30 protein-coding genes, 1 CRISPR repeat array and 1 riboswitch are annotated in these 26,255 nt (G+C 61.7%); of the genes, 6 read left to right on the top strand and 24 right to left on the bottom strand.

The annotated features are described in order from the left end of the window. Positions 1 to 20: 20 nt before the first annotated feature. The 10 genes from C793_RS0103225 to C793_RS0103180 all read right to left on the bottom strand — a co-directional run bounded on the left by C793_RS0103225 (position 21) and on the right by C793_RS0103180 (position 12,449). Entirely contained in the window at positions 21 to 566 is a 546-nt protein-coding gene (locus C793_RS0103225) for a DUF4124 domain-containing protein (protein WP_026106082.1), read from the bottom strand. Between the two features lie 18 nt (positions 567 to 584). Next, complete coding sequence (gene glnA / locus C793_RS0103220; RefSeq protein WP_017429517.1) at positions 585 to 1,991, bottom strand: glutamate--ammonia ligase; 1,407 nt, start codon at positions 1,989 to 1,991, stop codon at positions 585 to 587. 197 nt (positions 1,992 to 2,188) lie between these two features. Beyond that, positions 2,189 to 3,315: a CRISPR direct-repeat array (repeat unit 29 nt; unit sequence CGGTTCATCCCCGCGAGTGCGGGGATCGG). Positions 3,316 to 3,425: 110 nt separating this feature from the next. After that, on the bottom strand, positions 3,426 to 3,719 hold the full coding sequence (gene cas2e, locus C793_RS0103215; protein WP_017429516.1) for a type I-E CRISPR-associated endoribonuclease Cas2e: 294 nt from the start codon (positions 3,717 to 3,719) through the stop codon (positions 3,426 to 3,428). A 4-nt stretch (positions 3,720 to 3,723) separates the two neighbouring features. Then, positions 3,724 to 4,659: a type I-E CRISPR-associated endonuclease Cas1e gene (gene cas1e / locus C793_RS0103210; protein ID WP_017429515.1), complete on the bottom strand. Its 936-nt coding sequence runs from the start codon at positions 4,657 to 4,659 to the stop codon at positions 3,724 to 3,726. A 9-nt stretch (positions 4,660 to 4,668) separates the two neighbouring features. Next, positions 4,669 to 5,358, bottom strand: a complete 690-nt coding sequence (gene cas6e / locus C793_RS0103205; protein WP_017429514.1) for a type I-E CRISPR-associated protein Cas6/Cse3/CasE — start codon at positions 5,356 to 5,358, stop codon at positions 4,669 to 4,671. Then, positions 5,358 to 6,110 (bottom strand): type I-E CRISPR-associated protein Cas5/CasD, encoded by a 753-nt coding sequence (gene cas5e / locus C793_RS0103200; protein WP_026106081.1) that lies wholly within the window; start codon positions 6,108 to 6,110, stop codon positions 5,358 to 5,360. Before cas5e ends, cas6e begins: the two co-directional genes overlap by 1 nt. Before the next feature lie 12 nt (positions 6,111 to 6,122). Beyond that, complete coding sequence (cas7e, locus tag C793_RS0103195) at positions 6,123 to 7,211, bottom strand: type I-E CRISPR-associated protein Cas7/Cse4/CasC (RefSeq protein WP_017429512.1); 1,089 nt, start codon at positions 7,209 to 7,211, stop codon at positions 6,123 to 6,125. A 55-nt stretch (positions 7,212 to 7,266) separates the two neighbouring features. After that, positions 7,267 to 7,929: a type I-E CRISPR-associated protein Cse2/CasB gene (gene casB, locus C793_RS0103190; protein WP_017429511.1), complete on the bottom strand. Its 663-nt coding sequence runs from the start codon at positions 7,927 to 7,929 to the stop codon at positions 7,267 to 7,269. Continuing rightward, positions 7,926 to 9,704, bottom strand: coding sequence for a type I-E CRISPR-associated protein Cse1/CasA (casA, locus tag C793_RS0103185; protein ID WP_026106080.1), 1,779 nt, complete (start codon positions 9,702 to 9,704; stop codon positions 7,926 to 7,928). The genes casB and casA overlap by 4 nt, the downstream gene beginning before the upstream one ends. 84 nt (positions 9,705 to 9,788) lie before the next feature. Continuing rightward, the gene (locus C793_RS0103180; protein ID WP_026106079.1) at positions 9,789 to 12,449 is read right to left on the bottom strand and encodes a CRISPR-associated helicase/endonuclease Cas3; all 2,661 of its coding nucleotides are present in this window, start codon (positions 12,447 to 12,449) and stop codon (positions 9,789 to 9,791) included. A gap of 206 nt (positions 12,450 to 12,655) precedes the next feature. Here C793_RS0103180 and C793_RS14260 point away from each other — a divergent pair, with 206 nt between their 5' ends. Genes C793_RS14260 through C793_RS0103165 form a run of 4 tightly spaced genes read left to right on the top strand, consistent with a single transcriptional unit; the run spans position 12,656 to position 15,434 of the window. Next, positions 12,656 to 12,838 carry a hypothetical protein gene (locus tag C793_RS14260; protein WP_083871889.1) on the top strand — a complete coding sequence of 61 codons (183 nt, stop codon included), beginning with the start codon at positions 12,656 to 12,658 and terminating at the stop codon, positions 12,836 to 12,838. Continuing rightward, the gene (locus C793_RS0103175; protein ID WP_017429507.1) at positions 12,838 to 13,548 is read left to right on the top strand and encodes a metal ABC transporter ATP-binding protein; all 711 of its coding nucleotides are present in this window, start codon (positions 12,838 to 12,840) and stop codon (positions 13,546 to 13,548) included. The genes C793_RS14260 and C793_RS0103175 overlap by 1 nt, the downstream gene beginning before the upstream one ends. Further along, positions 13,541 to 14,422 (top strand): metal ABC transporter permease, encoded by an 882-nt coding sequence (locus C793_RS0103170; protein WP_017429506.1) that lies wholly within the window; start codon positions 13,541 to 13,543, stop codon positions 14,420 to 14,422. Before C793_RS0103175 ends, C793_RS0103170 begins: the two co-directional genes overlap by 8 nt. A 52-nt stretch (positions 14,423 to 14,474) precedes the next feature. Further along, a complete protein-coding gene (locus tag C793_RS0103165) occupies positions 14,475 to 15,434 on the top strand; it encodes a metal ABC transporter solute-binding protein, Zn/Mn family (protein ID WP_017429505.1) in 960 nt (319 codons plus the stop codon). 11 nt (positions 15,435 to 15,445) lie between these two features. Here the strand turns inward: C793_RS0103165 and gloA are convergent, their stop codons facing one another. After that, entirely contained in the window at positions 15,446 to 15,979 is a 534-nt protein-coding gene (gene gloA / locus C793_RS0103160; protein ID WP_017429504.1) for a lactoylglutathione lyase, read from the bottom strand. Between the two features lie 124 nt (positions 15,980 to 16,103). Next, positions 16,104 to 16,204: riboswitch (TPP riboswitch) on the top strand. A gap of 27 nt (positions 16,205 to 16,231) precedes the next feature. Between gloA and thiM the strand changes: the two genes are divergently transcribed. Next, positions 16,232 to 17,050 carry a hydroxyethylthiazole kinase gene (gene thiM / locus C793_RS0103155; RefSeq protein ID WP_017429503.1) on the top strand — a complete coding sequence of 273 codons (819 nt, stop codon included), beginning with the start codon at positions 16,232 to 16,234 and terminating at the stop codon, positions 17,048 to 17,050. Continuing rightward, a complete protein-coding gene (gene thiE, locus C793_RS0103150) occupies positions 17,040 to 17,708 on the top strand; it encodes a thiamine phosphate synthase (protein WP_017429502.1) in 669 nt (222 codons plus the stop codon). Before thiM ends, thiE begins: the two co-directional genes overlap by 11 nt. 7 nt (positions 17,709 to 17,715) lie before the next feature. Here thiE and C793_RS0103145 read toward each other — a convergent pair whose 3' ends face one another. The 13 genes from C793_RS0103145 to rplR all read right to left on the bottom strand — a co-directional run bounded on the left by C793_RS0103145 (position 17,716) and on the right by rplR (position 26,251). Next, entirely contained in the window at positions 17,716 to 18,588 is an 873-nt protein-coding gene (locus tag C793_RS0103145) for a DMT family transporter (RefSeq protein WP_017429501.1), read from the bottom strand. A gap of 44 nt (positions 18,589 to 18,632) precedes the next feature. Continuing rightward, positions 18,633 to 20,036 (bottom strand): serine hydrolase, encoded by a 1,404-nt coding sequence (locus C793_RS0103140; protein WP_017429500.1) that lies wholly within the window; start codon positions 20,034 to 20,036, stop codon positions 18,633 to 18,635. A 156-nt stretch (positions 20,037 to 20,192) separates the two neighbouring features. Beyond that, positions 20,193 to 20,576, bottom strand: coding sequence for a 50S ribosomal protein L17 (gene rplQ, locus C793_RS0103135; protein ID WP_017429499.1), 384 nt, complete (start codon positions 20,574 to 20,576; stop codon positions 20,193 to 20,195). A 39-nt stretch (positions 20,577 to 20,615) separates the two neighbouring features. Next, entirely contained in the window at positions 20,616 to 21,611 is a 996-nt protein-coding gene (locus tag C793_RS0103130; protein ID WP_017429498.1) for a DNA-directed RNA polymerase subunit alpha, read from the bottom strand. 106 nt (positions 21,612 to 21,717) lie between these two features. Further along, positions 21,718 to 22,338, bottom strand: a complete 621-nt coding sequence (gene rpsD, locus C793_RS0103125) for a 30S ribosomal protein S4 (protein WP_017429497.1) — start codon at positions 22,336 to 22,338, stop codon at positions 21,718 to 21,720. A gap of 12 nt (positions 22,339 to 22,350) precedes the next feature. Continuing rightward, positions 22,351 to 22,737: a 30S ribosomal protein S11 gene (gene rpsK / locus C793_RS0103120; RefSeq protein WP_017429496.1), complete on the bottom strand. Its 387-nt coding sequence runs from the start codon at positions 22,735 to 22,737 to the stop codon at positions 22,351 to 22,353. Between the two features lie 39 nt (positions 22,738 to 22,776). Beyond that, entirely contained in the window at positions 22,777 to 23,133 is a 357-nt protein-coding gene (rpsM, locus tag C793_RS0103115; protein WP_017429495.1) for a 30S ribosomal protein S13, read from the bottom strand. Between the two features lie 135 nt (positions 23,134 to 23,268). After that, the gene (rpmJ, locus tag C793_RS14255) at positions 23,269 to 23,382 is read right to left on the bottom strand and encodes a 50S ribosomal protein L36 (protein ID WP_083871888.1); all 114 of its coding nucleotides are present in this window, start codon (positions 23,380 to 23,382) and stop codon (positions 23,269 to 23,271) included. 47 nt (positions 23,383 to 23,429) lie between these two features. Continuing rightward, positions 23,430 to 24,761: a preprotein translocase subunit SecY gene (gene secY, locus C793_RS0103110; RefSeq protein WP_017429494.1), complete on the bottom strand. Its 1,332-nt coding sequence runs from the start codon at positions 24,759 to 24,761 to the stop codon at positions 23,430 to 23,432. Then, positions 24,762 to 25,196, bottom strand: a complete 435-nt coding sequence (gene rplO, locus C793_RS0103105) for a 50S ribosomal protein L15 (protein WP_017429493.1) — start codon at positions 25,194 to 25,196, stop codon at positions 24,762 to 24,764. Positions 25,197 to 25,199: 3 nt separating this feature from the next. Continuing rightward, the gene (rpmD, locus tag C793_RS0103100; protein WP_017429492.1) at positions 25,200 to 25,382 is read right to left on the bottom strand and encodes a 50S ribosomal protein L30; all 183 of its coding nucleotides are present in this window, start codon (positions 25,380 to 25,382) and stop codon (positions 25,200 to 25,202) included. Positions 25,383 to 25,388: 6 nt separating this feature from the next. Beyond that, entirely contained in the window at positions 25,389 to 25,889 is a 501-nt protein-coding gene (rpsE, locus tag C793_RS0103095) for a 30S ribosomal protein S5 (RefSeq protein ID WP_017429491.1), read from the bottom strand. A gap of 11 nt (positions 25,890 to 25,900) precedes the next feature. Next, the gene (rplR, locus tag C793_RS0103090; RefSeq protein ID WP_017429490.1) at positions 25,901 to 26,251 is read right to left on the bottom strand and encodes a 50S ribosomal protein L18; all 351 of its coding nucleotides are present in this window, start codon (positions 26,249 to 26,251) and stop codon (positions 25,901 to 25,903) included. Positions 26,252 to 26,255: the final 4 nt, after the last annotated feature.

The raw sequence follows: 26,255 nt of genomic DNA, 5'->3' as shown, positions 1-26,255 counted from the left end.
TTGTTAATCGCCCGACCCTGTTAACCGCCCGAGGATGCCCGATCGCTGTCGACCACTCGCACCTCGACCACCGGGGTGCGATGGCGCACCTTCCCGGCGGCATCCAGCAGCTCGGCTTTCAAGCGGTGCCGGCCCGGCGCCAGACGCGGTACCCAGAACGCCTCGCTATGCAGCGCCGACTGGCTAACGCTGCCGTCCACCACCAGACGCGCCTGGTGGTCGTCACGCAGCGCCGGGCTGACGTCGATATTCACGGCAAAGGGCCTGGCGGGCAGGCGCGCCTCGCCCGACGGCCGGGCAATGGCAAAACGATCGTAGGGCATGAACGGAGACGACGGGGCGGCAGTATCCGACGACCTGGACGACTTCGACGATGGCGCCGCCGACGACGTTATCGTCTGCAACGGCTCCAGCGTCATCTCGCGGCCGCCGCTAGCGGCATCGTCGGTAAAGGTGACGTTGCCCGCGTCGTCTTCCACGCGGTACACGCTGTCGGCAGCTGCTGGCGTGGCCACCATCGCGGCCAGCAACACCCCTCCAACCCCCGCCAAACGCTGTGGTGTCATGGCGTACCGATCATCGATTCAGCAGCTGTAGTACATATCAAACTCGACGGGATGCGTGGTCATGCGCAGATAATCCACTTCCTCCTGCTTGACGCCGATATAGGCATCGATCATCTCCTCGCTGAACACCCCGCCTTCGGTCAAAAACGCGCGGTCTTCATTGAGTGACTGCAGCGCCTGCTCCAGCGTATTGGCCACCGTGGGCACCTGCTTGCCTTCTTCCGGCGGCAGGTCGTAGAGGTTCTTGTCCATGGCATCGCCGGGATGAATCTGGTTCTTGATCCCGTCGATGCCCGCCATCAGCATCGCTGCAAAGCACAGGTAGGGGTTGGCCGTGGGGTCGGGGAAGCGCAGCTCCACCCGCTTGCCCTTGGGGCTGGCAGTATACGGAATGCGGATCGACGCCGAGCGGTTGCGCGCGCTGTAGGCCAGCATCACCGGCGCCTCAAAGCCCGGCACCAGGCGCTTGTAGGAGTTGGTCGAAGCGTTGGTAAAGGCGTTCAGCGCCCGGGCGTGCTTGATAATACCGCCGATGTAGTACAGCGCCATTTCCGACAGCCCGGCGTATTCATCGCCGGCAAACTGGTTCTCGCCCGCCTTCCAGAACGACTGGTGAACGTGCATGCCCGAGCCGTTATCGCCCACCAGCGGCTTGGGCATGAACGTCGCCGTCTTGCCGTACGCGTGCGCCACGTTGTGGATCACGTACTTCATTTCCTGAACTTCGTCAGCCTTCTTCACCAAGGTGTTGAACTTGACGCCGATCTCGTTCTGCCCGGCGGTGCCGACCTCGTGGTGGTGCACTTCCACCGTCTGGCCGATGGCTTCCAGGGTGTTGCACATTGCCCCGCGAATATCGTGGAAGCTGTCCACCGGCGGGACCGGAAAGTAACCGCCCTTCACCCGCGGCCGATGGCCCAAGTTGCCGCCCTCGATGGCGTGATCCGCCGACCAGGCGCCTTCCTCCGACGTGATCTTGTACATCGAGCCCTGGATATCGGTCTTCCAGTGGACTTCATCAAAAATGAAATACTCCGGCTCGGGGCCGAAAAACGCCGTATCGCCCAGGCCGGTCGACTGCAAAAACGCCTCAGCGCGCTTGGCGATCGAACGCGGGTCGCGGTCATAGCCCTGCATGGTCGCCGGCTCGATAATGTCGCAGCGCAGCACCAGGGTCGCGTCCTCGGTAAAGGGATCCAGATAGGCCGTGCCGTCTTCCGGGCGCAGCACCATGTCGGACTCGTTGATGCCCTTCCAGCCGGCCATCGACGAGCCGTCAAACATCTGACCGTCCTCGAAAAAGTCTTCATCCACGTCCCGCGCCGGAATCGTGACGTGCTGCTCCTTGCCGACAGTATCGGTAAAGCGCATATCGATCCATTTCACATCATGCTCTTCAATCAGGGCGAGCGTTTTGGCTGACATTAGCGTCTCCGGGGTAAGCGTAGCTGAGCTTAAAAACGCGCCTATTGTTTCAGGTGCTTCAAAAAATTGCACGTTGGGGCGCCAACCGTCAAAGGCAGCCTGCCCGTAGCAGCCAGTGCCCCTGAGCATCAACCCTGACACGCACCCCGCAGGTGCGGGGATCGGCCCAGACACAGCAAAGCCCGCTCAATGGCGGGCGGTTCATCCCCGCAGGTGCGGGGATCGGGCACAACTATCAGGAACAAATGACCTGTTAAACGGTTCATCCCCGCAGGTGCGGGGATCGGATAATCCTTTTAAGCAAATCTATAGCTTCACTCGGTTCATCCCCGCGGGTGCGGGTATCGGACGCCCTGATTGTGGCCTATCTGTATGACGGGCGGTTCATCCCCGCGGGTGCGGGGATCGGCACCATGCTGGTGACCTTGCGGCCCCGGCTGGCGGTTCATCCCCGCGAGTGCGGGGATCAGTTTTCCATCATGCGCCACGTACCCATCACTGACGGTTCATCCCCGCGAGTGCGGGGATCGGTCCACGTACACCTTGCTGCCCTTGCGGCAATACGGTTCATCCCCGCGAGTGCGGGGATCGGCATAGCGGCTTGCGCCTCATCAATCAGGTGTGCGGTTCATCCCCGCGAGTGCGGGGATCGGCGGCTCAACGCCATCGAACAGGACGACTCGGCCGGTTCATCCCCGCGAGTGCGGGGATCGGGCGCAGCGCTGGCGGAGAGCTGGTCGTTCTTGCGGTTCATCCCCGCGAGTGCGGGGATCGGGGTATTTCTCCGGCTGGGTCGCTTCGTTCTACCGGTTCATCCCCGCGAGTGCGGGGATCGGGAATCGCCCCATACGGGCAGAGCGCCACGTTTCGGTTCATCCCCGCGAGTGCGGGGATCGGTTTTCATTGCCCCCGGGGCTGTTCTTATCTGAAGGTTCATCCCCGCGAGTGCGGGGATCGGCCGGGAGACGCTGTTGCCGCTGCTCTCGCGGGCGGTTCATCCCCGCGAGTGCGGGGATCGGGCGCCCGAAACGGTCTGGTATTGCTGCCCGGTCGGTTCATCCCCGCGAGTGCGGGGATCGGGGCCATGAAAACCAACGCACCCGCCAAAATGTCGGTTCATCCCCGCGAGTGCGGGGATCGGGTTGTACCGACTGCCGGCACCAACACTGCGCACGGTTCATCCCCGCGAGTGCGGGGATCGGCTGATGGCATCCATCGAGGAAATGGGCGACGACGGTTCATCCCCGCGAGTGCGGGGATCGGGACCGAGGTGAAACCCACGCATGTACAGAAGCCGGTTCATCCCCGCGAGTGCGGGGATCGGACTAATTATAGTCATCTGTTTTACAAAGGAAAATGAGCCGGCAGAAATTTCACCGGCTATTTTGCCCCTTTTTTCATTAAGCTGAATTATTAAAGATTTTTTTAAAACAGCTAGTTACGCTCTTCCGGAAGAAATCGCACCAGCCTTAATCCATCATAATCAATGGGTTGCCGTCTATTACTGCCGTATGTTTGAAACTCGAAGCCCGATTCATGCGAGCTCGCCCAGGCCATAACGACGTTGCCATCTTCGGCAAGTGTCAGTACTTGCTCCCAGATCATTTCCCGAATGCGCTTGTTGACGTCTCCCACGTAGACACCGGCTCGCACTTCCAACAACCAGATAGCCAGGCGGCCGCGCATACGGGGAGGTACCGCTTCCGTCACCACAACCAGCATTGCCATTGCATCAACTCCGGTGGCCGGCATCGCCAATAGCAGGCGGCTCGGGGATGGCAGGCGGCTCGGGGATGGCAGGCGGAACGGCTTCGGGCGGGGGTAGCGGCGGATCGATCTCGCCGGCGCTCAGCACTTCTTCAATCATGGGAATCAAGCGCTGGAGAAGGCGCGCCTGCTTGAACGCATCCCGGCAGGCCACGCGCACCTCTCGCTCCGGTTTGGGCGGATTGCGTGCCGCCACTCGAAAAGCGGCGGGCACCACCGTTTCAAACTTGACGATATCAGCAATATCATAGACAAAACTTAGCGGCTTACCCGTGTGTAAAAAACCAATTGCCGGCGCATAGCCGGCGGCCAGAATCGCCGCTTCGGTAATGCCATAAAGGCAGGCAGTGGCAGCCGAAAGGCACTGATTGGGCACGTCAGACGCGCTCCAATCCGTTTGACTATAGCGTCGCCCTTGCCATTTGACGCCGTATTGCCTAGCTAACAGCTGGTAGGTTTTACGTACCCGCGAGCCCTCGATACCGCGTAACTGTTCGATGCTACGTCGCGATGGCGGTTCTTCACCAAAGCGCAGCTCGAACATTTTGCGCACCACTTTTAGCCGCAGGGAATCATCCAGCGCCAGCCTGGCCTGATACAGCAGTTTGTCCGACCGAGCGCCCCCGGGCTGGCCGGTACTGTATAGCCTGACCCCGGCATCCCCGACCCAAATCAAAAGCGTACCGACCGTTGCCGCCAGTTTGACAGCGGCGTGTGAAATACGCGTGCCGGGCTCCAGCAGCAAACACGCTACCGAGCCCACGGGAATATGCATGCGTTCGCTATTGACATCGTCAATCACCACAAACGCGCCGTCACGCACATCAATTTGCCCCATCCCGATAAAAATAATCGACATGCGATCTTTCTCGGGGATGGGCTTTAGCGGTATAAAGCCCATGCTGTCTCCTCAGGGTCGACGCAGCAGAAACAGCCCGCAGCCAAATGCCTTGGCACGACCCAGCCCGTTTGCCAACGTCTCCATGAGAGCGGCGGGGTCTTGCACTTCAAGTAAGCCCTCATAGTCCACGGAAGAAAACTGCACCTGCTGATCGCCTCCCTTGTTCAACACATGCTGACGATAGGCGCCCAGTTCGGGCTTCACGGGAAGGGTAAAGCCGGCACCTGATGCACGCTGGGTGAGCCAGGCCCTGGCGGCATCGTCCATGGCCTGCCGACACTCCAGGCTTTTGCGTTGATCACGGGAAAAAGGCTTTTTAGCGGCCATGAGTACATCGGCGCGGTGCCCACGCTTGCCGTTTACTGCCTTTGCTACGGTGGGGTTGGCACGCAGGCGAAAAGCCAGCCGATCCCCTACCCTCAAATCGGGAGCGAAGGGTTTGCTTTCAACGCTCAGCAACCCCTCAACAGACACCGGCTCTTTTGGCGAAAGCACATAAAACAACGGCAACCCTTTGGGTACGGACTCGTGTTCGGTCTCGTCCATTTCCTGACGAAACAGAAACGGGCGCTCTCCATCATGCTCGGGAAACAGCCGCCACAATAGCTGGTGGGCGCTATAGGCCTCTCCGGCCATGACGTTGAACAGCATGGAACGAGAGAGGTTATTCAGGTCGACCCTGACGCGCGAAAGATACATCAGCAACTCTCCTTGTCCTGCATGGCTCGACGATATTCGAGCCTCGGGCCAAACTGCCAGCGACGGCGGTTCAGCGGCATATCCCAAATATCGTTGTACTCCACGCCTTCCGCATTGCCGTCAAGGTGATGGATATCGCCTTCCCAGGCGTACAAGGCACGCCCCGATAGCCGTAAGGCTTTTTCGACGGCCTCATTACGGCCATTCAGCGGTGGAAATTCGCTATCCAGCGCGTCTTTCAGGGTTGAGCAGGCGACGACTTTCGGCGCCAGCGGTGCTGCCGGCGGGCATGCCTTGCGACCCAGATAAAGACAAAAGTGCGGCATTTCCAACGCTTGCTGAAGTTCAGCTAGCGTCCAGCGGGACTCAGGGGTTAGCCAGCATGCTACGGTCCAAAGGCCATCGCAGCGATAATCCCGCGCCGAAAGTATCGGATTGAGGTCACTCTTTGGGGCGCTCAGCTCGTCCTTGCGCGTGCTGTAACGCACCTTTGCTTTTGTCGGCGGCACTTGCACTGTGTGGTAATCGCGCATCAACGTACCTTCCGAGCGCTGCTTTACCGCGACCGAAAAACTTTCACGCAGTGCCTTTTGCCCTGCATCGTCTTCACGGCGAACCCCTAGCGCTGCGCCGATCAGTCCGAGCAACGCACTCTTTCCCGGGTAGGTCGACGTAGGCCACGTTTCACCGACGGCGGCTTCTCCCCAGCTTGCCAGGGGGGCATAGAGCCGAAATACCAGATATTCCGTCATATCAGCCTCGTTTTACTGGTCGCGCAAAAAAGCGAGCAGTTCTTCAAGGCTGCCCTGCCTGGCATTGCCGGTCAGCTGGGTGGCGCTGTAGGCGGGTTCCGCGGATACGATAAAACGGCTATCAGCGCCGGCACCGTAGGCGTTATCAAACGCCTGGGCCTGAGCTTCAAGCCGCTGGATGGCATCCAGCGACTGATCCTGGCCGTTAACCGGACGCAAATAGGCAATGGAAAGCGAGCGCGGCTGTTGACCGCCCTTCTCAGCCAACACGTAGCTGGCACGCGCCCGAGAACCAAAGCTGTTTTGCTTGCCCTTGGGTGATGTCTTGACAGCGGCTTCCACCAGCGCGGCGATCGCCTTGTCAGCCAGCTCCTGATTATTATTCAGGTTTTCGACCAGCTGCTGACAGTCAATGCAAACATAGGTATAAAACAACCCGGCACCGAATCCGGCCTCGTCGATATACGCCGCGCCGCGGTCTTCATCACCCATGTTCAAATCGTCCACGGCGGCAAAGTAGTCGTCTTCTACCTCGGCGGCATGCACGGTAATCGCATGGGACACCTGGCAGGCTGCGTCTACGTTATATTTGGGCACGGCGGCCAGCATGCGGCCAAACAGCGCTACGTCTGCTGCGGCTGGCCTGTGGCGCAAAAGCTCAAGCTCGTCGCCTTCCGGCTCACGACCTTCAGCCACCAGAGTAGCGATTAGCTGACTGACCGCTTCCCGCTCTTCCGGCCCGACGTGAACCAGCTGCTCGATTTCAAACTCGTGAGCTTCATCCTTGCCGGCTTTGCGCAGCTTGCCGAACACGCCGGCAATTTTTTTCGCGCTGGCGGCGGCCGTTTTAGTTTTAACACCTTTCTCAACCAACTGACCGTATGCTTCTTTACCCAGCCGCTTGGTGCGGGTGCCCACATGGCCGGCCAGCGCTTCTTCGAACAGGTCAGACGTGCGCCAGGTACGTTTCAGGCTCTGCGAAGACACCCGCAGTCGTTTGGCACCGCCCATCAGCGCGGTTTTAGGCCGCCCCAGGTCGTCACGGTTGAGGTTGGCGGGTGGGTAGGAGGTCAGTAAATGCAACTGGATAAAATGGCTCATGGTTCACTTCCTGTGGAATAAAAGAACAAGATAGAAATAATCTCGCTAAAGCGGGTTACGTATCCTCATGGTGATAGCCCGCCGTTGCGCCGAAGTAGTCGTTGGCCAGGATGAAGCCGAAGCGATGGGTGGGCCGCGCTGAAAACCCGCTGCGATATTCGCGCCACCAGAGGGCCACAACATCGGCCAGTCGGACGGCGCTCACTTCGCTGCGCCCGGCCAACGCCAGCGCACGCCTTAAACGCTGCACCAACTCGTCCGGCGTGCGGCAGGCCAGAATTTGCTGAAAGCGCAACTCACTCATAATGGGCTTTCCGGTAGGTGCCTGCTGACCCAGCCTTGCCGCCAGGGCTTTATTCGGCGTTTCGGCACGCAACTCGGCAAGCACTAATGCGATGGAGCTCCACTTCTCCAGATTGGCATCCATAAAAGACGCCTCTCTCGTTGCCTCCGGCAATATGCGCCACAATTCGCGAAAGGCTTGGGTCAGCAAAGCGGTATCGAGCGTATCGCAGCGGCGAAGACCAGCTCGTACGCCTCTGGGCAGACCTGGCTGCGGCGTCAGTTGTTCCAGTTCCACGGGAGAAAGCGCTAGCCGCTGCCACCAGCGGCGTACAGCGACGGCTTCATCAAGCGACAGCGCCGCCAGCGATTTAAGCTCCTGCTCGCCGACAATGCCCCGCTCCTGCGGGCTATCAGCTTCGGCCGTTTCACTCATGCCGCACCTCCTTGCGTTAACGATGTTTTATCCGCTTTGGCCGTCGGCTCAAAGCCATGCTGGCTGATGAAATCCTTGACCGTCTTGCTGCCTTTACTACGGCCGCTTAAAAAGCCTTGCAGTTGACGGCGTGCGCCCGTTGCGCGCTGCCAGTTCATGTTTTCCTGGGCGCCGCTCAGTGCCTGGTCATCAAATATTGCGAAAGCCTGACGGCGCAGGGACAAATACCAGCTCTGGGCAATGTCTGCCGGTATAGCAGTCGTCTCTGCCTCTTCCTGCAAGATGGTAGCCAGGCGCGACACCGTGTGGAAAAAGGCATCATGGGTGACCGAGAAAAACTGCTTATCGACCTGTCTCATATCACCCTTGGCCTTGGCCTTGGCCTTGGCCTTGGCCTTGGCCTTGGCCTTGGCCTTGGCCTTGGCCTTGGCCTTGGCATCGGCATCGGCATCGGCATCGGCAGGACGCTTGAACCAGGCCGCTTTTATCTGCTTTCGCGTGTCGCTTGCCACCTGCTGCGATAGTCCGGTCAGCTGCTGAACCCATGCCCGCAAGATGTCCTGGCTCGATGGGGGAAGATTAATCAGCGGCATTTCCACGCTGTACCAGCCGCGGGGCTTCATATTTTCCATATCATATCCGCTGGCCCAGATTCGCATCTGTTTTAACAGCCCCGGCACATCATCGCCCCAGCGGTACGATTCATCGACCAACTTTTGTTTATGGCTGATGTAATCCGTGACTACGGCGGCCGGCAGCGCGCCACTGCCGTCATAGTCACTCAGTACAAAGCTTGACCAGTGCCGATAGCCCAGACCGTCGCGCTGGGCTTTTTTTGACCAAGGCGGCTTCGCTGGCTTTTTGGGATCACGCCGGTACGGCGTTAGCGGGTGCTGCCAGGGGCCGTCGTAGTTGGCGCCCTGATTTATGCTGCGTACCTGCCTCACTATCTGGTCAACTTCGCGTCCGCAGAGATCGCACCTACACTCGTCCTGTTCAAACAGCAGCCGAAAACGCCGCGGCACTGACCAGTAGGCATGCAGCGGATGCACCTGCTCAGGCAATACTTCGGTGCCTTTTTTGTCGCTGATGCGGGTATCGGCTATCCAGAAGAACAAATCAGGGTCTTCCGGGTGCGGCGTAGTCCAGTTTTGCCCTTGCTGAATCAGCTTTTTTGAGGGCACTACGTTGAGCCAAAGGCGCTTCCATAAGCTAGCATCGGCGGATTCGGGCATCACCAGGGTGGTCAGCGGCCCGCCGCCTCTGAGACCAACTCGGTGACACCTCCCACCGGCAGGCGCACTGGCCTGCATGGTAAACAGCGCCAGCGCCGCACAGGCTTCACACATCACATCTACCCGGCCGCGTTTGACAAAAAAGTCTTTATTATTTTTAAGCGTGTTTTTCCCAGGCGCGTCGATCAGCAGGGCGCTGACCGTGGTGGCGTTTCCGTCTTCCAGCGGATCTTTATCCTGCATGAAACGCGGGCCGTCGCCGTCCAGCTCAAAGGCGCTCTCCAGCGGCGCAAACGCTTCCTGTAACGCATCAGGGCTGGGCGGTTCAATCAGGTAGTCCAGCCACTCGCCGTGATCGGCAAGGGGCAGCGCCGTTTGCAAGAGTCCCAGCAAAAACTGGTAGGCCCCCGCCTGAAAATCTGCCCGGGGGCAGGCCAGGTTGATAACGTCAGGATTCGCCATATCCGCTGGCGGCCGATACTCCACCGTGCCGTCGCGCATTAGGCATGGTAGCCAGCACGCACCATTGAGCAGATTCATAGTTTTCCTTGTTCATTAAGGTTCAAAAAGGTTCTTGCTACCGTTCCCAGCGCCACCGGGGATTTTGTTCAGCTGTTCAATCGGCTAGCTTCCCAGGCGCAAGCCCCACTGCACGCTGTAGGTACAGCTGTCGTCGGCTTCAACAAGCCAAGGGCGGGTGTAATGCAGCACCTTATGCTGTTCCTGTAGCGCCTCCCACTGCGGCTGATAGTGCGCCGGGAGTACCGCAAGCTTTTCCGCCTGGCTCTGGCGTAGCTTGGCCTGGCTGAGCATGGCAGCGTGACGCTCGCCGCAAGCCCAAAGTTGCAAACAGCCGTCAGCAGTGTGCGTCAACAACGCGACATTAACTGTCGGCTCGTCAATCAGACGCGTGCCTATTTCCTGCTCCTCCTGCCACTGCTGGCCGCTGACATAGCCGTCTTCGAGCCTGAGAGCGTTGAAGTTGGCCATGGAGGCGGCCATTTTCTGCATGCCTTTCTGCTCGAAGCGCGCGTCCTGCAGCCCATCGGGCACCAGGTCGATCACGGCTCCATAAACGCTTTCGAGTAAATGACGCGCGTCATCCGGCATCCGCAATGCGCCGGTCTCGCGTAACACGCGCTGGGTCAGCCACATAAGAGAGGTATCGCGATACACCGCCTGAGTTCCCGGTAGCATCCGCTGTAGCCATTTGGCATCCGGCGCTTCCGACCACTCAGGTGCCAGAATCTGTAATAGTGGCTTTCCACGAGTGCCACGCGCGTGGCGCTGCAAACGCCCGGCGCGCTGGATCAGCAGGTCAATCGGCGCAATATCGCTGATCATCAGGTCCACGTCGCAATCCAGGGATTCCTGAAACACCTGGGTGCTAATCAGCACCTGACCCCGGCGAGTATCCGGCGTTGAGTGCTTACCCAAGCGTTGGATAACATCCGCTTCAATACGCTGGCGGTCGCACATGGCAAATCGGCTGTGAAACAGCAGGCAGCGCGCGGCATCGGGGTGGCGATGCGCCACGGCCTCAAAAGCACGGATCGCGTCGTCAACGGTGTTACGCACCCAGGCGACGCACTCCCCTCTTTCGACCGCTTCCAGTACGGCTTCAACGCACTGCTCTTCATCAGTTAGCCAGCCGATGTTCACAGAGCGGGCGACTTCCGGCCGCGTGGCCAGCGGCGTCTCGGTAACGCCCTGGGTGCCTGCGTGAGTCAGCAAAGGGAAGTCACGCTGTTTTGAACCTTGTGGTTCCGCATCCAGGCCTGCTTGCCAGGCATGAAGAAGCTCATCGCGCATACGTAAAGGCAGGGTTGCCGTCAGCAAAATGGCACTGCCACCCTGGCGGGCGTGATGGGTTAATAGCTGCCCCAGCAGCCCTTGCATGTAATGGTCATAGGCGTGCACTTCATCGACTACCAACACCTTGCGCGCCAGCCCGTAAAGCCGGAGCGATTGATGCCTGAAAGGCAGCAGCGCCATTAGCGCCTGGTCAATAGTACCAACGCCCACATCGGCTAACAGCGCTTTTTTACGCGAATCAGCAAGCCAGCGATTACATCGGCTGGAAGCGGTCATATCGTTGGCAGCATATTCATGGTCTTCCGGCTGGGCATCGTCTACAGATCCCATGAACTCATCGTTGAGATCCCGAGCACCGTGGGACAGCACCAGCGATGGCTCTGAATCGGCCGTAAAAAAGTGTCGATGTAGATTGCCCATTCGGGAATACATGGCGTTGGAAGTCGCCATGGTGGGTAAGGCAAAGTACAGGCTGTCGCCGTGCCCGGCGGCCAGCAGCCGCTGGGTGAGGATACCGGCGGCCTCGGTCTTGCCGGCACCGGTCACGTCCTCAAGAATGCACAGCTGCGAGCCGTCGGAAAGCGCCAGCTCTTCTGCTGCTTTTTGCAAAGGAGTTGGCGTTATATTGGCACCGCCAAACCAGCTATCCATGCCGCTATACGGCAGTGGCCGTAGCGGTGATATAAAGCCGGTGCCCTCAAGCACGGCCTCGGCGCGGGATAGCGCCAGCGGCCAATATTCCGCTAGCGGCATACGTTCCTGGCAATACGGGAAATATTCACGGCTGGAGCCCAGCCAGTCACTCAACGTGGCCCAGCCGGCAACGGTCCAGCTTAACGCTTGCAGCGCGCCACACCATTCAGGGGATGCCAGCTTTTCGATTGCCCAAACCGGCGAGACAACGTCTCCCCAGTCGGCAATAAACTGCCGAGCAGCTTCAGTATCATTGCCGATATTATCGTGGATGAAAAATGACTCAACTCGGCACTGGCCACTTTCTACCGGCTTGCCGTGGTGACCAAAAAACGGAGTAGCCAGTATGGTCAATGTTTTACCCAGCTGCCTCCGCTGCTCCCGGCTCAGCTTGCCTTGAGGCCACTGCAAGGTGCCGTCTTGTAGCCACTCGATCCAGTTTGCCTCCCAGAGTATGGCACCCAGGCGATCATGCCGCTCGGTGTAGGCCGGCGAGTTGGCTGTCGGCACCAATGCAGCACGCAATGGCTGAAAAAGCCCCTGAAACGCCCGGGAAAACTTGCCCAGATCGTGAATCCCGAGCCAGAAAACCAGCAGATTCCGTAATGTATCCGGCTCAAGCCCAAGGCGGGCAGCCAACTGCTGGGTCAACTCTTTTTCCGGCGCCAGCAAACACCAGCCAACAGCTGCTACATCCAGGCTGTGGTAAGGCAATAAATGACACTCTGCGTTACCGTCATCAGAAGCTGCTTTTCCCCAGTATAAAAAATACGCCATAACAGTCCTTGCCCCGTCAAAGTTACCTTTATCCAATCATCGACCCGCACCCCGATCATTGATGCACATCATGCCTGTCACCCTGAGCCAACAGGGCTTCCTCTGGCAGGGGCGTAATACACACGCCATGCCGGAATCGTTTTTGTTATGCTACGCCTTTATGTATTGTCCGCCGGCCCAACGGCCGGACTCCCTAGGGAAACACCATGCCAACCCATCCTTCCAGCGCCGGGGCGTCGTCTTCCCGGGCGCCCGCCCATCAACACAACCGTGAGGGGCCGTGCCACTTTTCGCTGATGTCGTTGTCCGCGGGGCGGCGGCTGGCGCTCTGTGTCGTGCCGCTGTTGGTCTTGTGGGCGCTGGTCGCCTGGGCGACGGGGTGGCTGTGATGGCGCGGGCGTCAACGCTCCGGCTGGACGATCTGCACCTGGCGCAGGGGCAACGTAGCGTGCTGGAAGGTGTCAGCGGCACGGTGGCCGGCGGCGCGGTGACCGCGCTGATCGGTGCCAACGGCGCGGGCAAGACCACCCTGGTGAAGGCGCTGATGGGCGAGCTTGATCCGCTCGCCGGCCGCGTCGAGTGTACGGTGCCCCGAGCTCGGCGGGCCTGGCTGCCACAGCAGCTGGCGCTGGATTTGTCCTTCCCCATGAGCGTGGAGGAGCTGGTGATGACCGGCACCTGGCCCAGCCACGGGGCGCTGAAAGGCTATTGCGCCGCGCACTATCGTCGTGGCCGGGAGATCATGGCGCGGCTGGGTATTTCCGGCGTGGCCCACCGGCCGCTGGGCGAGCTGTCCGGCGGCCAGCGCCAGCGCGCGCTGATCGGCCGGACGCTGATGCAGGAGGCCGAACTGCTGTTGCTGGACGAGCCCTTTGCCAATATCGACGCCAAAACGGTGGATATACTCATGCCGATTATCCGCCAGATGGCCGACGACGGCGCCACGGTGATTGTGGTGCTGCACGATATGGATCACCTCAAGCGCCTGGCCGACGATGTGCTGCTGCTGCGCGACGGCGGCGGCGAGTGGCTGTCGCCTGCGGCCATCGCCGCGCCGGGATCGCCAGCCCACGCCGCCGGGGGGGCGCCCCATGCTTGATCTGTTGCACGCCTGGCTGATTGCGCCGTTCGACTATGGCTTTATGCGCCGGGCGGTAGTCGGCGGGCTGGCGCTATCGCTGGCCGCACCGCCGCTGGGGGTGTTTCTGATGCTGCGCGGCATGAGCCTGATCGGCGACGCCATGGCCCATGCGATTCTGCCCGGGGTGGCGCTGGGTTTTCTGTTGGCGGGATTTTCGCTGCCGGCGATGAGCCTGGGCGGTGTGCTGTTCGGCCTGGCTGTGGCGCTGCTGGCCGGTGCGGTGTCGCGCATGGGCGGCCAGCGTGAAGACGCCGCGATGGCGAGCTTTTTTATTATCTCGCTGGCCGCGGGGGTCATGCTGATCTCGCTGGGGGGTAGCAGCGTGGATCTGACCCACGTGCTGTTCGGCTCGGTGCTGGCGATCAATTCCACCGCGCTGGTGCTGATTGCGGGGATGACCAGCGTGATTGTGGTGACGCTGGCGATAATGTTTCGCGCGCTGGTGGTGGAGTGCCTGGACCCGCTGTTTTTGCGCGGCCAAAGCCGATACAGCGGCTGGGTGCATAGCGTTTTTCTGGGGCTGCTGGTATTGAACCTGACGGCCGGCTTCCAGACGCTGGGCACGCTGATGGCGGTGGGGCTGATGATGCTGCCGGCGACTTCGGCGCGCTTCTGGAGCAAGCGGCTGGAGGGGCTGATCGGCCTTGCCATTGTGCTGGCAATGCTGTCGAGCACCGGCGGGCTGCTGCTCTCGTTTCACCTGGATTTGCCGTCCGGACCCAGCATTATCCTGCTGGCGGGAGCGGGCTATCTGGTCTCGGCGCTGTGTGGCCGCTACCACAGTCTGGCGGCGCGTTTCCGCCGCCGCGCCCGGCCGCTCGAACGCCCCTGACCCGCCGCTTACGCGGCATACAAGGGAGAGCCCTTGATAAGGAGAGATAGTGATGAATCCATCAGCCGGTCGATACCGTCCGAGTCAGCTGACGCTGGCTGCTCTGCTGCTGGCAGCGAGCGCGCTGTGCCCTGCTGTCGGGGCGGCCGAGCGGGTTCAGGTCGTGGCGAGCTTTTCCATTCTGGCGGATATGGTCGACAACGTCGGCGGCGAGCATGTCGACGTAACGCCGCTGATCGGAGCAGACAGCGATGCCCACAGCTATTCACCCAGCCCAGGCGACGTGCGCGCGCTGTCCGGCGCCGACCTGGTGGTCTTCAACGGCTTGAACTTCGAGGGCTGGATGGATCGCCTGCTGGAAACCAGCGACTACCGGGGGCCCCGGGTTACGGCGACCCGCCATATCACGCCGCTCAGGCACGCAGGCCAGCATCATCACGACCGCGATGACGCCTCCCGCGAAGCCGACGACCGTTCAATACCGGAGGGGGTGGCGGACCCGCACGCCTGGCAGGATATGACCCGGGCGGGCACTTACGTGACCAACATCCGCGACGGGCTGATTGACGCCGACAGCGCGCACGCGGCGGACTACCGGGCCAACGCCGAGGCGTATCTGGCACGACTGGACCGCGCCGATAACGCCATCCGCGACCAGCTGAATGAGCTGGACGACGAAGCCACGATCATTACCGGCCACGATTCCTTCGGCTATTTTGCCGATGCCTACGGGCTGCACTTTCGCGCCCCCGAGGGGATGGCCACGTCGTCGGCGCCCGGTGCTGCCCGCATGGCCGCGCTGGTGGATACCATTCGGCAGCGGAACGTGGAAGCGCTGTTTTACGAGAACATGACCAGCCCGGGCACGGTGGACCAGCTGGCTGAAGAAACCGGCCTGCCCGTGGCCGGCACGCTCTACGCCGATGCCCTGGCCGACGACGGCGAGGCGTCGAGCTACATCGGCATGATGCGCCACAACGCCCGGCTACTCCACCGGGCGCTGGCCGATTAGCCGACCCGGGCTCAGTCGCCCTTGCCGGCCATGCGGTCGGCCTGGATGACTTCGATCCAGTAGCCGTCGGGGTCCTTGATAAAGATGACGTCTTTCATCCCGCCCTGATCGGCGCGCTTGATGAAGGTGACGTCGTGAGCGTCAAACCACGCCTGCGCGGTTTCCAGCTGGGGCACGCTGATGCAGATGTGGCCAAACCCCTGGGGCTCGGCGTTGCCGTCGTGGTAGGCAAAGTCGGCGTCGTTTTCGGTGCCCCAGTTGTGGGTCAGTTCAAGCATGCCGGTCTGGCTGAAGGTCCAGGCGGTGCGCGCTTCCACGTCGTCGGGCACGTCCTGGGGGTCCGGCACATGGGCAAGAAAATACAGCGAAAAATTCATTGCCTCGAAGTCCAGCCGGCGCATCACCTGCATGCCCAGCACGCCGGAATAAAACGCCAGCGAACGCTCGGGATCCCTGATACGCAGCATGGTGTGGTTAAACCGAAAACCCTGAGTTTCCGGCGGTGTGGGCGTAATGCCGGGATGTGCCTCACCGTGAAACGACATGCGCTGTCTCCTTGTGGATGCCGGCCGTGCGGCAAAATTTCCGCTTTATTTTACCAGCCGCATCGCAACAGCGCACCGGCCATCGCCCCGGGCTTTACACGCTCGGCCTCAGCGCGGATAGTGGCCGCCACGGCAGGGGCGCTCAACGTAACCCGTTGTGCTGAGACGCACCCTTAATCACCTGAACCGGACAATGCCGGCGTAGGGAGTCGTGGTAGCTGCCTACCGCCTCTCGCCGCCGGGAGGAATGCCATGCCCTTACCCACTACCGGGCGTTACCTTCACGCCCTGCACCGCCGCGCGCCGCTGGTGCACTGCCTCACCAACCTGGTGGCCATGAATACCAGCGCCAATATCCTGCTCGCCCTGGGCGCGTCGCCGGCCATGCTCCACGCCCGCGAAGAAGCCGGCGAATTCACCGCGCTGGCCGATGCCCTGTCGATCAACATCGGCACCCTCAGCCCCGAGTTTGCCGACGCCATGCTGGATACCACCCGGGTAGCCCGCGACAACGCCACGCCCTGGGTCCTCGACCCGGTGGCCGTGGGCGCAACGGCCTACCGCCAGCGACTCTGCGCCGAGCTCATGGCGCACGCGCCGACGCTGATCCGCGGCAATGCCTCGGAGATTCTGTGCCTTAACGGCATCGCCGGCTCGGGGCGCGGCGCGGACAGCACCGCCGGCGCCGATGAAGCCCGAGGAGCCGCCGTGGCGCTGGCCGAGCGGCAGCAGTGCCTGGTGGGCGTCACCGGCGAGACCGATTTTATTACCGATGGCACGCATGGCGTCAGCGTGCGCGGCGGGCATGCGCTGATGCCGCGAATTACGACGCTGGGGTGCGGGCTGAGCGCGGCCGCAGCGGCGTTTCTGAGCGTAGCGGATGACAGCCGGGAAAGCCGCCTGAACGCGGTGGCGGCGGCCTTCGGCAGCTTTGCTCTGGCGGGCGCACGCGCCGCTGCTGACGCCGCCGGCCCCGGCAGCTTTACCGCGCCGTTTCTGGACGCGCTTTACCAGCTGACGCCCGACGACCTGGAGCGTCATATGACGCTGGAGGTCGCCGATGTCTCTTGATCTATCCGTTTACCTGGTGACCGACGCAGACGGGTGCGGCGCCTATGGCGTTGAGCGCACCGTGGAAGAGGCGATTGCCGGCGGGGCAAGTTTCGTACAGCTGCGCGACAAGCACGCCGACGACGCGGCGATGATTCAGCAGGCTCGGCGCCTGAAGCTGAGTCTGGACCAGCATGCCGCGCGTACCGGCCACCGAGTACCGCTGATTATCAACGACCGTCTGAGGGTCGCGCGGGAAAGCGGCGCCGACGGCCTGCATGTAGGCCAGAGCGATACCGCCGTGCGCGATGCTCGGCGGGTGCTGGGCGCCGACGCTATCCTGGGGCTGTCTATCAATAACCGCGAACAGCTGGCTGGCGCGCCGCTGGAGCTGCTGGATTACATAGGGCTGGGACCGGTATTTGCCACGCCCAGCAAGGCCGACCACGCCGCACCCATCGGCCTTGACGGTCTGGCTTCGCTGGTCAACGCCTGCCCGCTGCCCGCCGTGGCGATCGGCGGTATCAAGGCGGAGCACGTCGAAGCGGTCAGGCACAGCGGTGCCCGGGGCATGGCGGTGGTCTCGGCGATTTGCGGCCAGGCTTCGCCGCGCCAGGCAGCCGACAGACTGGCAGCGAGGTGGCGTCAGGCGCCGGGCCCGGCGCTGACGGCGGAGTGAGCCCCGATCAGCTCGGGCGGCGATTCAGGCTGGTACGGCGGTCGTGGTAGGCGATGGCCAGACCGCTGGTAATAATCAGCACGCTGCCGGCCAGCACCCAGATATCCGGCAGCTCGCCCCAGACCCACCAGCCCAGCAGGGCCGCCCAGATCAGCGCGGTATAGTCGAACGGCGCGGCAATCGCCGCCGGGGTATAGCGGAACGCCAGAGTAATAAAGCCGGTGGAACCGACGCCCAGGATGCCGGCAGCGAGAAAGGCCGGCCAGTGCCAGGGGTCGGGCATCCGCCATACCCAGGGCAGCGTGGCGGCGGCGACCAGCATGGGCACCAGCGAAATATAAAACACCAGCGCCCAGAAGCTCTCGCGCCCGCCGTAACGCCGGGCGGTAATCATGGTCAGCGCGTAGCACAGCGCCGCGGCGACCATCGACAGCGCGCCGGCGTTGAAGGCGTCACCGCCCGGGCGCACCACGATGACCACGCCAACAAAGCCCAACGCCGAAGCCGCCAGCACCGGCCGCGCGATACGCTCGCCCAGCAGCGGCACCGACAGCAGCGTGACGAACAGCGGCGCGACAAAGGCAATCGCCGTGGCTTCGGCCAGCGGCAGCATTGTCAGCCCCAGCACGAAAAAGCCCATGGTGCCGGTATAGATAAGACCGCGCAGCAAGTGCACCCCGGGGCGCCGCGTGCCCAGGGTGCGCAACCCGCCGCCGAAGTGGGCGAGCACCGCAATCAACGGCAGCGCGACCAGGGTGCGGAAGAAAATAATCTCGAACGGCGAGTGCACCTCCCCCAGCCATTTGGCCACGGCATCACCCAGTGCCAGAAACAGCACGCCGATGCACATATAGCCCATGCCCTTGATCGAGGCCGTCATTGCGTTCTCCACGGATGGTCTGCCGATGATCGGCGGTAATTCACTCAGCGGCTGGCATCAACCACCATGCAGTCCATGCCGCTGGCCTTGAGCCGCCGGCAGGCCTGGTGCGCCTGCGTTTCGCCCAGCGCCACCAGCCGCGCGCGGAACACCTGACGAGGACCGCTCAGGGCATCCACCGACACCTGGCCACCGACGTTTTGCGGCAGGGTACTCGCCGCCTGGTTGGCCAGCCGACGCGCATGGTCCGATTCGCTGAACGCGCCGACCTGAATCCCCCAGCCGCCGGCGGCATCGCCCATCGCCGGCGTTTCAGCGGCCATCAGCGGTTTGAGCGGGTCTTGCGCGTCCGTCGAGGCGTCCTGCGGCGCCGGGGTGTCGGCATGCGGTGACGGATCGGGAGCGGCCGACGGGCGGCTCACCTTGCCGGTGTCCACGGCCGCGAGCATGGGCCGTGACGCCGCCGGTTGAGGATGACTCGGCACGCCGGGGTCCACCAGCCCGCCAAACGCCATGTACTCCCGGGAAAACCCGGTATCTCCCAGCCAGCCGGAACGCTCCCGCAGCCTGGCGCGGGCAAAGCTGCGATCGAGCAGGTCGGCCATGTGGGTATCCCGGGACTGCCCAGTAAAACCGCCCATGACCACGCCCATCATGCGGCGGCCCTGGTGCACGGCGGTGGTCGCGACGTTGAAGCCCGAGGCGCTGATAAAGCCGGTTTTCAGCCCGTCGACGCCGGGGTAGTCATCCAGGAGATTATTGTGACCGTCGTAGGTCCTGCCGTGGAAGTCGAACGACGAAAGGCCAAAGTAGTGATAATAGCCGGGAAAATCCTTCATCACATGAACCGAGAGGGTCAGTAGATCCCGGGCGGTCGTAACCTGCTGGTCATCGGGCAGGCCCGACGCGTTGCGGAAGGTGGTGTCGTGCATGCCCAGCTCGCGGGCCTTCTGCGTCATCTGCCGGGCGAACGCCGTCTCGCTGCCGCCCAGCGCCTCGGCCAGCACCACGGCGACGTCGTTGGCCGACTTCACCACCAGCGCTCGGATGGCCTTGTCCACGGAAATATCGCTACCCCGGGACAGCCAGAGTTTGGAGGCCGGCATGGCGGCCGCCGCCCGGGAGACCTCAAGCGGCTGGCCAGGGGTGAGCCGGTTATCCTCCAGCGCTTCAAACGTCAGGTAGAGGGTCATCATCTTGGTCAGCGAGGCAGGATAGCGCGGCGCATCAGCGTTTTCCGCGTAGAGCACCTCGCCGTTCTCCATATCCACCATCATGCCGGCGTAGCGCGGGTTGGCCGCCTGGGCCGGGGTAGCCGCGAGGGCCGCCAGCAGTATCGCGCAGACGACGGCCAACGTCAGCGCGCCACGTAGCAACGAGGCAGAACGACGAGCGCATGGGGCAAAAAACGGCGCAGAAAATGGCGCAGAGAACGGCAAGTAGGACATGATAACTCCCTGTCTTCCTGCCGGGGCAGGACGACGCAATAATCCGGTGATGACCGTATCTAAACGCAAAAAAACCGGCCGGACAATCCAGCATGGTACCAGGACCACGGGAAAGTACCGACCGGTTTTGACGCGAGGCAGGCTCGGCGCAGCGTTTTAGTCGTCTGCGGCGGCTTCCACCTCGGGGCGATCAACCAGCTCGACGTAGGCCATGGGCGCGTTGTCGCCGGTGCGGAAGCCGCACTTGAGGATACGGACATAGCCGCCCGGACGCTCGGCGTAACGCGGCCCCAGCTCGCTGAACAGCTTGCCCACGGTAGCATTGGACCGGGTGCGGGCAAACGCCAGACGACGGTTGGCGACGCTGTCCTGCTTGGCCAGGGTAATCAGCGGCTCGATGACGCGACGCAGTTCCTTGGCCTTGGGCAGGGTTGTCTTGATGATTTCGTGCTCGACCAGCGAGGACGACATGTTCTTGAACATGGCCTTGCGGTGCGAGCTGGTGCGGTTCAAATTACCGCCACTCTTGCGATGACGCATGGTTGTGATTCCTTACCAAACTGGGACTTGAGGCGACGCTCACGCGGAGGTCTTGTCGTCCTTGAGGCTAGCGGGTGGCCAATTTTCCAGCCGCATACCCAGCGACAAGCCGCGCGCTGCCAGAACATCCTTGATTTCATTCAAGGACTTTTTGCCGAGATTCGGGGTCTTCAACAGCTCTACCTCGGTGCGCTGAATCAGATCACCGATGTAGTAGATGTTTTCGGCCTTCAGGCAGTTGGCGCTGCGGACGGTCAGCTCAAGATCGTCTACGGGGCGCAGAAGAGTCGGATCCACCTGATCCTCTTCTTCCTCGACTTCCTGCTCTTTGTCGGCTTGTAAATCGACGAAGGCGGCCAGCTGCTCCTGCAGGATGGTCGCGCTGCGGCGGATCGCCTCTTCCGGATCCAGGGTACCGTCGGTTTCCAGGTCGATGATCAGCTTGTCCAGGTCGGTCCGCTGCTCGACACGCGCGGCTTCCACCGCGTAGGAAACCCGGCGTACCGGGCTGAAGGTGGCATCCAGCTGCAGGCGACCAATGGCCCGCGTCTCCTCGTCGGAATCGCGGACGTCGGCCGGCTCGTAGCCACGCCCCAGCGCCACCCTGAGCTGGACATCCAGCTCGGCACCTTCATTGACGTGCGCAATGACGTGGTCCGGGTTGACGATGTCGACGCTGTGATCAAGCGCAATGTCGCCAGCGGTGACGACGGCCGGGCCCTGCTTGTTCAGCGAGAGCACCGCCTCGTCGCGGCTGTGCATCTTGATCGCAACATCTTTCAAGTTCAGGAGAATCTCGATGATATCCTCCTGCACCCCTTCAAGCGCACTGTATTCGTGCTCGACGCCTTTGATCTCGGCCTCTACCACGGCGGCGCCGGGCATGGACGAGAGCAGAATGCGGCGCAGTGCATTCCCCAGGGTATGACCAAAGCCGCGCTCGAACGGTTCGAGCACGATTCTGGCGTGATGTGCGTTGATTTCCTCGACCTTGATATCGCGTGGACGAAGAAACTCTGTCACTGAACGCTGCATAAGAACACCTTTCAGGCTGCCAAACGGATACGTGGTACTCGGCTGCCCGGCCTGCACCTGTGCGGCAGGGCTCCGGGCAGCGGAAGCAGGCGGTCAGGTACCGCGCTTACTTCGAGTACAGCTCGACGATCAGGTTTTCGTTGATGTCGGCAGACAGGTCACCGCGTTCAGGCAGAGCCTTGAAAGTGCCTTCCATCTTCTTGGCGTCGGTTTCGATCCACTCCACGTCGCCACGGTTGGCCGAGATGGCCAGGGCGTTCTGGATCCGCGCCTGGTTTTTGGCCTTTTCACGCACGGCTACAACATCGCCCGGCTTTACCTGGTAGGAAGCGATGTTGACGGTTTTGCCGTTCACGGAAATCGCCTTGTGGCTGACCAGCTGACGCGCTTCGGAGCGCGTGGAGCCGAAGCCGATGCGGTAGACGACGTTGTCCAGTCGGCCTTCCAGCAACTGCAAAAGCACCTCGCCGGTCGCGCCCTTGACGCGGGCGGCGTGCTTGTAATAGTTGCGGAACTGCTTTTCGAGTACGCCATACATGCGGCGGACTTTCTGCTTCTCGCGAAGCTGCAAGCCGTAGTCGGAAAGACGCTGACGACGCTGGCCGTGTACACCCGGGATCTGCTCGGATTTACACTTCTTCTCGAAGGGGGTCACGCCACTCTTGAGAAAGAGGTCCGTGCCTTCACGACGAGACAATTTGCACTTAGGTCCAATATAACGGCCCATGAATCTCTCTCCTTAAACGCGGCGTTTCTTCGGCGGACGGCAGCCATTGTGGGGAATGGGCGTCGCGTCGGTGATGCTCTGCACACGGAAGCCGGCGGCATTCAGCGCGCGCACGGAGGATTCACGGCCGGGACCGGGGCCCTTGACCAGCACGTCGACGTTTTTCACACCATACTCGGCTGCAGTGTTTGCTGCACGTTCACTGGCGACTTGTGCCGCGAACGGGGTGCTCTTGCGAGAACCACGAAAACCCGAACCACCGGCAGTTGCCCATGAAAGAGCATTGCCCTGGCGGTCTGTGATCGTCACGATCGTGTTGTTAAAAGAGGCATGGACATGCGCAATGGCATCCACTACCTGCTTTTTCACCTTTTTACGGTTACTGCGCGGGTTAGCCATGTTGATGTTTCTTCCTGTCTTTACGCCATAACGTGCGTATTATTTGCGGATCGGCTTGCGCGGGCCCTTGCGGGTACGCGCGTTGTTCTTGGTCCGCTGACCACGCAGCGGAAGACCACGACGATGACGCAAACCACGATAGCAACCCAGATCCATGAGACGCTTGATGTTCAGCGTCGTGTCACGGCGAAGGTCGCCTTCTACGGTATAGTTGCCAACTTCGGCCCTCAGGGTGTCGACTTCTTCAGAAGACAGTTCCTGGACCTTGGCTGTCGGCGCGATACCCGTCGCAGCACAGATGTCCTGCGCGCGAGTCCGGCCGATCCCGAAGATATAGGTCAGCGAGATCGCCGCATGCTTGTTGTCCGGGATATTGACGCCTGCAATACGGGCCATCAGCTTACTCCGAAATGTGAGCGGCTTGCTCGTTGTTCATCATTAAAGGGCGCAACAGCATACCCCGTTCACCGCCTGCGTGCAATAACGCAGGCCACGGGGCATGCCGGCACCCGACTGCATCAGCCCCGGGGATTACCCCTGGCGCTGTTTGTGCCGCGGTTCGCTGCAAACGACGCGGACGGCGCCGTTGCGACGAATGATCTTGCAGTTACGGCACATCTTCTTGACGGAAGCTCGAACTTTCATCGTTCTTTCTCCAATACGGCTGCGTCCAGAACGGCTGCGACGCGCCTTTAGCGCGTGATGCCGCCGCTACCGTAGCCTTTCAGGTTGGACTTCTTCATCACCGAGTCATATTGATGCGACATGAGATGCGACTGCACCTGGGCCATGAAGTCCATGATCACCACCACCACGATCAAAAGCGAGGTACCGCCGAAGAAGAACGGCACGTTCCACGCCACGATGAGGAACTGGGGCATCAGGGAAACCGCAGTGATATACAAGGCACCAAACAGGGTCAGACGCGTCATGACCTTGTCGATATAGCGAGCGGTCTGCTCGCCGGGTCGAATCCCCGGCAGAAACGCCCCCGACTTTTTCAGGTTGTCGGCCACGTCCTTCGGGTTGAAGACCAGCGCTGTGTAAAAGAAGCAGAAGAATACCACCGCAAGGCCAAAAAGCAAGATGTAGAGCGGCTGCCCGGGCCCCAGGGCCTGGGATGCACGCTGCAGCCATTCCATGCCGTCGCCGGCACCGACCCACTGGCCGATGGATGCCGGGAACAGCAGAATACTGGACGCGAAAATGGCCGGAATCACACCGGCCATGTTCACCTTCAGCGGCAGATAGCTGCTCTGGCCTGCATACATCTTGTTACCGACCTGACGACGCGGATAGTTCACCTTGAGGCGGCGTTGGCCGCGCTCGATGAACACCACGAACGCCACGGTCGCAATACCCAGCGCCGACAGCCCCAGCAACGGCAGCACGTTCCACGCGCCTTCGTTGCGGGCCAGCTCGAATGCCTGCCCTACGGCGCTGGGCAGCCCGGCGACGATACCCGAGAAGATCAGCAGCGAAATACCGTTGCCGATACCCTTCTCGGTAATCTGCTCGCCCAGCCACATCATGAACACCGCACCGGCCACAAAGGTGATGACCGCGGTGAAGTAAAAGCTGATGTCAGCGCTGTAGGCAATGCCCTGGCTCGCCAGGCCGACCGACATGCCGGTGGCCTGAACCAGAGCCAGCGCTACCGTGCCGTAGCGGGTATATTGGCTGATCTTGCGGCGGCCGGCTTCCCCTTCCTTCTTGAGCTGCTCAAGATGGGGCGAAACCGCCGTCATCAGCTGCATGATGATCGACGCCGATATGTAGGGCATGATGCCCAGGGCGAGAACACTCATGCGCTCCAGCGCACCACCCGAGAACATGTTGAACATGCCCAGGATGGTGCCCTGTTGCTCCTTGAACAAGGCAGCAAGCTGGTCAGGATTGACGCCGGGAATGGGAATGTGGGCACCGATGCGGTACACCACGATGGCGAGCAGAACGAAGCGCAGACGCGCCCAGAGTTCACTCAAACCGCTACCCTTCGCCGGCATGTTTCCTGACTTGGCCATTTAGTCCTCTACCTTGCCGCCGGCGGCTTCGATTGCGGCCCGGGCACCCTTGGTGACCTTGAGACCGCGAACGTTGACCGCCTTGTTCAGTTCGCCGGACAGGATAACCTTCGCGTGGCGCGTGGCATCCTTCAGCACGTCGGCCTGCTTGAGGGTCTCAAGCGTGACGTCGTCACCGGCCACCCGGGCCAGTTCGCCCAGACGGACTTCTTCCGACACCAGCGACTTGGCCGAGGTAAAGCCGAACTTCGGCAGCCGACGCTGCAGCGGCATCTGGCCGCCTTCGAAGCCGGGCTTGACGCTGCCGCCGCTGCGTGACTTGAGGCCCTTGTGGCCACGGCCACCGGTCTTGCCCAGACCGGAGCCGATGCCACGACCGACACGCTTTTCCGCGTGCTTGGAGCCCTCGGCAGGGCTCAGGCTGTTAAGTTTCATGGATTACTCTCCCTCTACACGCACAAGGTAGTTGACCTTGTGGATCATGCCGCGAACGGCGGGGGTGTCTTCCAGCTCAACCGTATGACCGATGCGGCGCAGCCCCAGACCGGTCATCGTGGCCTTGTGCTTGGTCAGTACGCCGATGGTGCTACGGACCTGGGTAACCTTGATCAAAGCTGCCATTGTGAATTACCCCGTGATCGCTTCGACTGACAGGCCGCGCTTGGCCGCCACGTCTTCCGGCGAACGCATGTCGGCGAGGCCATTGACCGTCGCGCGAACCACGTTGACCGGGTTGGTGGAGCCGTAGCACTTGGCCAGGACGTCATGGACGCCGGCAAGCTCGAGAACCGAGCGCATGGCACCGCCGGCGATAATGCCGGTACCTTCGCTGGCCGGCTGCATGTAGACCCTGGACGCCCCGTGACGGGCCTTGACCGGGTACTGCAGCGTCTGGCCGGCGAGGCTGACGTTGACCATGTTGCGACGCGCCTGATCCATCGCCTTCTGGATTGCGACCGGCACTTCACGCGCCTTGCCGCGACCAAAACCGATACGGCCGTTGCCATCGCCCACGACGGTCAGAGCGGTAAAGCCGAAAACACGACCCCCCTTGACCACCTTGGCGACACGGTTGACCTGCACAAGCTTTTCCTGCAGGTCTCCGTTTTGCTGTTCGTTCTTCGCCATCGTAAAACCCTTTAGAATTCCAGGCCGCCTTCACGGGCGGCGTCGGCCAAAGCCTTCACGCGGCCGTGAAACTTGAAACCGGCACGATCAAAGGCTACCTGGGTGATGCCTGCTTCCCTGGCGCGCTCGGCCACCATGGTACCCACTTTCGTGGCCGCCTCGACGTTGCCGGTCGCTCCTGCGCGCAGCGCCTTGTCCAGCGTTGATGCGCTGGCCAACACCTTGCCACCATCCGGCGAGATAATCTGCGCATAGATGTGACGCGGCGTGCGGTTGACGCACAGGCGGAACGCGCCTAGCTCGCGCATCTTGGCGCGAGCACGGCGGGCACGACGGAGACGGGATTCTTTCTTCGCGTTCATAACC

The sequence above is a fragment of the Vreelandella jeotgali Hwa genome (assembly GCF_000334215.1).
Lineage (GTDB): Bacteria > Pseudomonadota > Gammaproteobacteria > Pseudomonadales > Halomonadaceae > Vreelandella > Vreelandella jeotgali.
This window is presented reverse-complemented; position numbering and strand designations above follow the sequence as displayed.

Bases quoted from the DNA above. Each gene is read 5' to 3' on its own strand.
- rpsM (WP_017429495.1), bottom strand. From the start codon at position 23,133: ATGGCCCGTATTGCAGGCGTCAATATCCCGGACAACAAGCATGCGGCG.
- C793_RS0103165 (WP_017429505.1), top strand. From the start codon at position 14,475: ATGAATCCATCAGCCGGTCGATACCGTCCGAGTCAGCTGACGCTGGCT.
- C793_RS0103170 (WP_017429506.1), top strand. From the start codon at position 13,541: ATGCTTGATCTGTTGCACGCCTGGCTGATTGCGCCGTTCGACTATGGC.
- thiE (WP_017429502.1), top strand. From the start codon at position 17,040: ATGTCTCTTGATCTATCCGTTTACCTGGTGACCGACGCAGACGGGTGC.
- cas1e (WP_017429515.1), bottom strand. From the start codon at position 4,659: ATGGGCTTTATACCGCTAAAGCCCATCCCCGAGAAAGATCGCATGTCG.
- rplQ (WP_017429499.1), bottom strand. From the start codon at position 20,576: ATGCGTCATCGCAAGAGTGGCGGTAATTTGAACCGCACCAGCTCGCAC.
- rplR (WP_017429490.1), bottom strand. From the start codon at position 26,251: ATGAACGCGAAGAAAGAATCCCGTCTCCGTCGTGCCCGCCGTGCTCGC.
- cas6e (WP_017429514.1), bottom strand. From the start codon at position 5,358: ATGTATCTTTCGCGCGTCAGGGTCGACCTGAATAACCTCTCTCGTTCC.
- glnA (WP_017429517.1), bottom strand. From the start codon at position 1,991: ATGTCAGCCAAAACGCTCGCCCTGATTGAAGAGCATGATGTGAAATGG.
- thiM (WP_017429503.1), top strand. From the start codon at position 16,232: ATGCCCTTACCCACTACCGGGCGTTACCTTCACGCCCTGCACCGCCGC.
- rpmJ (WP_083871888.1), bottom strand. From the start codon at position 23,382: ATGAAAGTTCGAGCTTCCGTCAAGAAGATGTGCCGTAACTGCAAGATC.
- C793_RS0103130 (WP_017429498.1), bottom strand. From the start codon at position 21,611: ATGCAGCGTTCAGTGACAGAGTTTCTTCGTCCACGCGATATCAAGGTC.
- C793_RS0103175 (WP_017429507.1), top strand. From the start codon at position 12,838: ATGGCGCGGGCGTCAACGCTCCGGCTGGACGATCTGCACCTGGCGCAG.
- rpsK (WP_017429496.1), bottom strand. From the start codon at position 22,737: ATGGCTAACCCGCGCAGTAACCGTAAAAAGGTGAAAAAGCAGGTAGTG.
- cas2e (WP_017429516.1), bottom strand. From the start codon at position 3,719: ATGGCAATGCTGGTTGTGGTGACGGAAGCGGTACCTCCCCGTATGCGC.
- C793_RS0103140 (WP_017429500.1), bottom strand. From the start codon at position 20,036: ATGTCCTACTTGCCGTTCTCTGCGCCATTTTCTGCGCCGTTTTTTGCC.
- C793_RS0103180 (WP_026106079.1), bottom strand. From the start codon at position 12,449: ATGGCGTATTTTTTATACTGGGGAAAAGCAGCTTCTGATGACGGTAAC.
- C793_RS0103145 (WP_017429501.1), bottom strand. From the start codon at position 18,588: ATGACGGCCTCGATCAAGGGCATGGGCTATATGTGCATCGGCGTGCTG.
- rplO (WP_017429493.1), bottom strand. From the start codon at position 25,196: ATGAAACTTAACAGCCTGAGCCCTGCCGAGGGCTCCAAGCACGCGGAA.
- C793_RS14260 (WP_083871889.1), top strand. From the start codon at position 12,656: ATGCCAACCCATCCTTCCAGCGCCGGGGCGTCGTCTTCCCGGGCGCCC.
- cas7e (WP_017429512.1), bottom strand. From the start codon at position 7,211: ATGAGCCATTTTATCCAGTTGCATTTACTGACCTCCTACCCACCCGCC.
- casA (WP_026106080.1), bottom strand. From the start codon at position 9,704: ATGAATCTGCTCAATGGTGCGTGCTGGCTACCATGCCTAATGCGCGAC.
- casB (WP_017429511.1), bottom strand. From the start codon at position 7,929: ATGAGTGAAACGGCCGAAGCTGATAGCCCGCAGGAGCGGGGCATTGTC.
- rpsE (WP_017429491.1), bottom strand. From the start codon at position 25,889: ATGGCGAAGAACGAACAGCAAAACGGAGACCTGCAGGAAAAGCTTGTG.
- C793_RS0103225 (WP_026106082.1), bottom strand. From the start codon at position 566: ATGACACCACAGCGTTTGGCGGGGGTTGGAGGGGTGTTGCTGGCCGCG.
- gloA (WP_017429504.1), bottom strand. From the start codon at position 15,979: ATGTCGTTTCACGGTGAGGCACATCCCGGCATTACGCCCACACCGCCG.
- rpmD (WP_017429492.1), bottom strand. From the start codon at position 25,382: ATGGCAGCTTTGATCAAGGTTACCCAGGTCCGTAGCACCATCGGCGTA.
- secY (WP_017429494.1), bottom strand. From the start codon at position 24,761: ATGGCCAAGTCAGGAAACATGCCGGCGAAGGGTAGCGGTTTGAGTGAA.
- cas5e (WP_026106081.1), bottom strand. From the start codon at position 6,110: ATGACGGAATATCTGGTATTTCGGCTCTATGCCCCCCTGGCAAGCTGG.
- rpsD (WP_017429497.1), bottom strand. From the start codon at position 22,338: ATGGGCCGTTATATTGGACCTAAGTGCAAATTGTCTCGTCGTGAAGGC.